This window comes from Polaribacter litoreus, from assembly GCF_054584775.1.
In genome coordinates this window covers 1-4,030 of the sequence record NZ_JBTLRD010000041.1, presented here as the reverse complement: position 1 = coordinate 4,030, position 4,030 = coordinate 1, and the positions used below count along the sequence as shown (strand labels likewise).

Here is a 4,030-nt window from a genome sequence, read left to right as displayed (position 1 = left end):
ATAAGTGACTATCATTAATTGCTTAATTTTTAGTCAACCTATTTCAGGAAAGTACATTTCCACTATTATTTACAACGTGTTTATATATGGTTTGTTGCGTGGTTTAAGCACCTAATTTAGTGAATAATTACTGACAAAGAAAATCCGAGAGGATTTTCGTAAGTAGGCAAAAAGCTAGCAATAAATTATATATGGTGTTGGCAACTGGCTTTGCTTATTTCGTTCGTTTCATTTTTAATGGATATTGTCGAGTATCAAATACATCTGCAACTTTAATAAATCCATTTTTAGTATCAACGGAATAGATTATCTTATAGTTTGTATAAATTATATATCTATATTTAGTTTTTCGTTCTTTAAGTAATTCCTCTTCTTGACCAATGAAAGATAAATTCATTAACTTTTTTGGTTCGTTAATTATTCCTTTTGTGATTTTTTTCGCTACTCTTCTATTAACTTCTTTTTCATAATATTCATAAATTTCATCAAGTTGATTTTCAGCAAATTCAGACCAAATAATTTCAAATTTCATTATTCATATTTAGCTAAAAGTTCAGAACTCCTTTTAAATCGATTATTTTGGAAGTCAGACTCTGATTTGTCAATTCGTTCATTAAATTCAGCTATAGTCATTGGTTCAAATATTTTCTCAGAATTACTTTTTTCTTTCCTTAATATTTTTTCAAGACGAGAAACTATATCTTCATTTTGAAGATTCAAAAATTCTTGTATAAATTCTATTTTTCGAGTTTCTAAATTCATTTTAATTACTTTTTATCAAAGATACTAAAATTTCAATTCATTATCTATTTTTCCTTAAATGACAAATTTTGATTTGCTTGTTGCCAACGTGTTGGTATATGAAAAGTAGCAGAGTAAAAATGTTGTTATTTTCAGTTTGTAAATAAAAATAGCAGTTAAGTACAAACTTTGTAGCTTGCACTTAACTGCTGTTTTTTATATACTGTGTTAGCAAAAGTGTTTACTCACAATTTCTATTACAGTCAATTGCATTTTCATAATCCTGAACAGTAAAAATAAATGATTCAGTTTTATTTCTATTACTATTATATAGACATTCATTGAGTAGATTTCTCTTGGAATCATCATTATTGTTTTCACAGATAATTACCTTCTTGTAAAATATTTTTTTATTTGTGCTAAAAATTATTTTTATTGAGTCTGATTCAAAAAAATTATTAAAACTATAATAAGGAATTTCACCTGGAGGACAATTTTCGTAAGACTTAGTTAAACCTTCATTGTTTTTTAATTCAACAAAAAAGGACTGTAATTTATTATTAGCCGTATTATACCCTGTTATTTTTATGTCAGTACCACTTTCATTTCTTACGGTATAATTATATATTTCACATGAGGCTTCGGGGCCACAAGATATTAATATGAAAAATGAGTAAATGACAATGTGTTTTAGTATTTTCATTTTACCAATTATTAAATAATTCGTCAATATATATGTTAGTTGGATTAGACGTATTTTGCTGTTTAATATGCTCTTTCCATTCTCCCTAACTATTAGTGTTCTTTAAGCTGTTTTCAATTTGTTTTATTGTATAACCAAACACTCTATCTTGTGCATATGTTCCAATAAAACTATGAGTTATATCTGTTCTCTGATTAACATTATCTATTAGGTCATATCCTAAAGATGTATAGTAAGGTTGGGATTCTAAAGGGAAATTTTGCCTATTATTTGTAGATGTACTATTCCATAGACCATACTCAAAATCATAATCTCTTAAATAACTCTTATACCTCAAATTAGTCAGTACAATTTCTACGGTAGTTGCCCAAGTTTCCATTACCCGTCTTGCACTTGCTCCCACTGAATAAGGTTCGTCACAAGTATTCGAAATACCTAATGAACCATACTGTTCAACACAAGGACCTGTATAACCTTTCCAAACCAAACTATTATAGGCTCTACTATCAACATTTCTATGAGCGGCGTGTGCTAATTCGTGAATTGTAGTTCCATACACTAAATCGGAAGGATCTCCCCAAGCTTTTAATGAAATATCTGAACCATTCCATATTCTACGTGCTTTTACATAAGAAGAACGCCCATTTTTTAACCTTGCTCTTATTCTCATTCTCCAAAAACCGCCTGAATTTGAAGGATTTTTTAATCCGTAATTGTAACGATAATAGTAATCGTGTGCCGCTTGAAAAACAGTAGCATAATATTGTTGTGTACCTCCTTTAATATTTAAATTCCAAGCAGATTTTTGTTTTGGACCATTGTATTTAGCTGTTCCAGACCAAAATAACCACCAAGACCATTTTACTGAAAAATGATGACGTTCCCAATTAATAGAATAATTGGCAGCTCTTCTAAAAGAACCGGTTTCAAATTTACCATCACTATCTGTAATTCCTGTTTTTGTGGTAAACCACCTTCTTGCTCTAACCTTTACTCCTTGCATTGGGTAGTAATTACTTAATCTATCATCCCATAGTTTTATAGTTCCTGAAGGATTCCAAGAATCAGGAACATTCCAACAAACAAACCAAACACAAATACGTTTTGCTTGAAGGTTATTATTTTTTTCTTCTTCAATAGCCGTTTTTTCTTGTTCGGATAAATTATTGGTAAGATATAAAGAAACGGTTTCTAAACTGCTAAGGCTGTTTGTTTTTGAATAGGCGGTCTTTCCTTGAACATTTTCATCTTCCTCACGATACCCTTCACTATTTTCAGGGATAAATAAATCAGATAAAACTTCGTATTGAATTTTTGGAAATTCATAGTCAGGTTTTACAACAGTATATCTCCATGAAATTTGGTCATCAGGTAATTCAGGGTCATGATAATACTCCCCTTGTTCCTCTATTTCATAATCAAGAGGGTGGTCGTATAGCACTAAAGTAGTATCTTTTTCAATGATATTTAGTTCTAATGAATCTTTTGGTAAAAATCGAACATACAAATCTGTCTTCTTAATTTCTATTTGTTCTGCCGATTTCTGAAATGATTTTGCTTGATAACTTTTTGATTTTTTAACCTCTTTTAAAATAGTATCTAAAGCTCTTTGCATATTTGCAACCGAAAAAGGATTCTCAAGTTTCTTTCCGAGTTTTGTAACATTTTCGGATCTTGGTTCTTGAATAGAAGAAATATCTTCTTTAATAAAGTCATCGTCTTTTTGACAGGAATAAATCAATATTCCAATCAGGGTTAATGTTAAAAACCGTAAGCTTTGTTTTTTCATAATTGTTTGTTTTAAATGGTTAATGTTCGTTTTACATTTTTGCTAACGGTTGGTTATATGAAAAGTAGCAGAGTAAAAATGCAATTACTTACAGTTTAAAAACAAAAATAGTAGAAAAGCACAAACTTTGTAGTTTGCACTTAACTGCTATTTTTTATATAACCAACCGTTAGCAAAAGTGTTTTTTATTCTAAATCTTCTTCTGTAATTTCATAAGTATATTCAAAATGATTTTTAGAAGTTTCTCTTACTGTCCAATATTCGTTCACATTATATATATTTTTTCCTGAAGTGTTTTCTTTAAATATTTTTAATATTTTATTTGAGGAGTTTTTAATATATATAGAATCGAAATCCATAAATGTTAATAAATAAGAGGATGTTCCTTTAAACCCGTTACTTGAATATGTTTTTTTCTCATTTGAGCCTAATGATAAACTTTCATTAAGTTGTGGGAATTGAGAAGAAACAAAAGTAATTGACAAATCTTCAAAAGTGTTATTTATTATATTAGTTTCCGCAGATTCACCTGGGTCGCAACTTGAAATTACAATTAATATTGATAAATAGATAAAAAGTGTTTTTTTCATGTCTTTTAATTTAAAAATTAATCCCAAAAATAAGCTTCAAATAAATTTCGGACATCTGTCTCATCTCTATTGCTGTTTTCTCTTAAAAGTCTATCTCTAAATTCTTGAGGAGATTCTACACCTGAATCTATGTATTATCCTGATATAGGTTGACCTTTTTTTAGGTTTAATTTATACCGTTCAAATTATTTTTTTAGCCGTTTAGAA

At 28.9% G+C, this 4,030-nt stretch carries 5 protein-coding genes; all 5 read right to left on the bottom strand.

The genetic code is table 11. From position 1 onward, the window contains the following. Positions 1 to 214: 214 nt before the first annotated feature. Positions 215 to 532: a type II toxin-antitoxin system RelE/ParE family toxin gene (locus ACW9UN_RS16790; protein ID WP_459487521.1), complete on the bottom strand. Its 318-nt coding sequence runs from the start codon at positions 530 to 532 to the stop codon at positions 215 to 217. After that, complete coding sequence (locus ACW9UN_RS16785; RefSeq protein WP_147679220.1) at positions 532 to 762, bottom strand: hypothetical protein; 231 nt, start codon at positions 760 to 762, stop codon at positions 532 to 534. The genes ACW9UN_RS16790 and ACW9UN_RS16785 overlap by 1 nt, the downstream gene beginning before the upstream one ends. Positions 763 to 982: 220 nt before the next feature. Continuing rightward, the gene (locus tag ACW9UN_RS16780; RefSeq protein ID WP_459487520.1) at positions 983 to 1,444 is read right to left on the bottom strand and encodes a hypothetical protein; all 462 of its coding nucleotides are present in this window, start codon (positions 1,442 to 1,444) and stop codon (positions 983 to 985) included. A gap of 85 nt (positions 1,445 to 1,529) precedes the next feature. Beyond that, positions 1,530 to 3,233 carry a hypothetical protein gene (locus ACW9UN_RS16775; RefSeq protein ID WP_459487519.1) on the bottom strand — a complete coding sequence of 568 codons (1,704 nt, stop codon included), beginning with the start codon at positions 3,231 to 3,233 and terminating at the stop codon, positions 1,530 to 1,532. Positions 3,234 to 3,418: 185 nt separating this feature from the next. Next, positions 3,419 to 3,823, bottom strand: coding sequence for a hypothetical protein (locus tag ACW9UN_RS16770; RefSeq protein WP_459487518.1), 405 nt, complete (start codon positions 3,821 to 3,823; stop codon positions 3,419 to 3,421). Between the last annotated feature and the right edge of the window lie 207 nt (positions 3,824 to 4,030).

Bases quoted from the DNA above. Each gene is read 5' to 3' on its own strand.
- ACW9UN_RS16790 (WP_459487521.1), bottom strand. From the start codon at position 532: ATGAAATTTGAAATTATTTGGTCTGAATTTGCTGAAAATCAACTTGAT.
- ACW9UN_RS16785 (WP_147679220.1), bottom strand. From the start codon at position 762: ATGAATTTAGAAACTCGAAAAATAGAATTTATACAAGAATTTTTGAAT.
- ACW9UN_RS16780 (WP_459487520.1), bottom strand. From the start codon at position 1,444: ATGAAAATACTAAAACACATTGTCATTTACTCATTTTTCATATTAATA.
- ACW9UN_RS16775 (WP_459487519.1), bottom strand. From the start codon at position 3,233: ATGAAAAAACAAAGCTTACGGTTTTTAACATTAACCCTGATTGGAATA.
- ACW9UN_RS16770 (WP_459487518.1), bottom strand. From the start codon at position 3,823: ATGAAAAAAACACTTTTTATCTATTTATCAATATTAATTGTAATTTCA.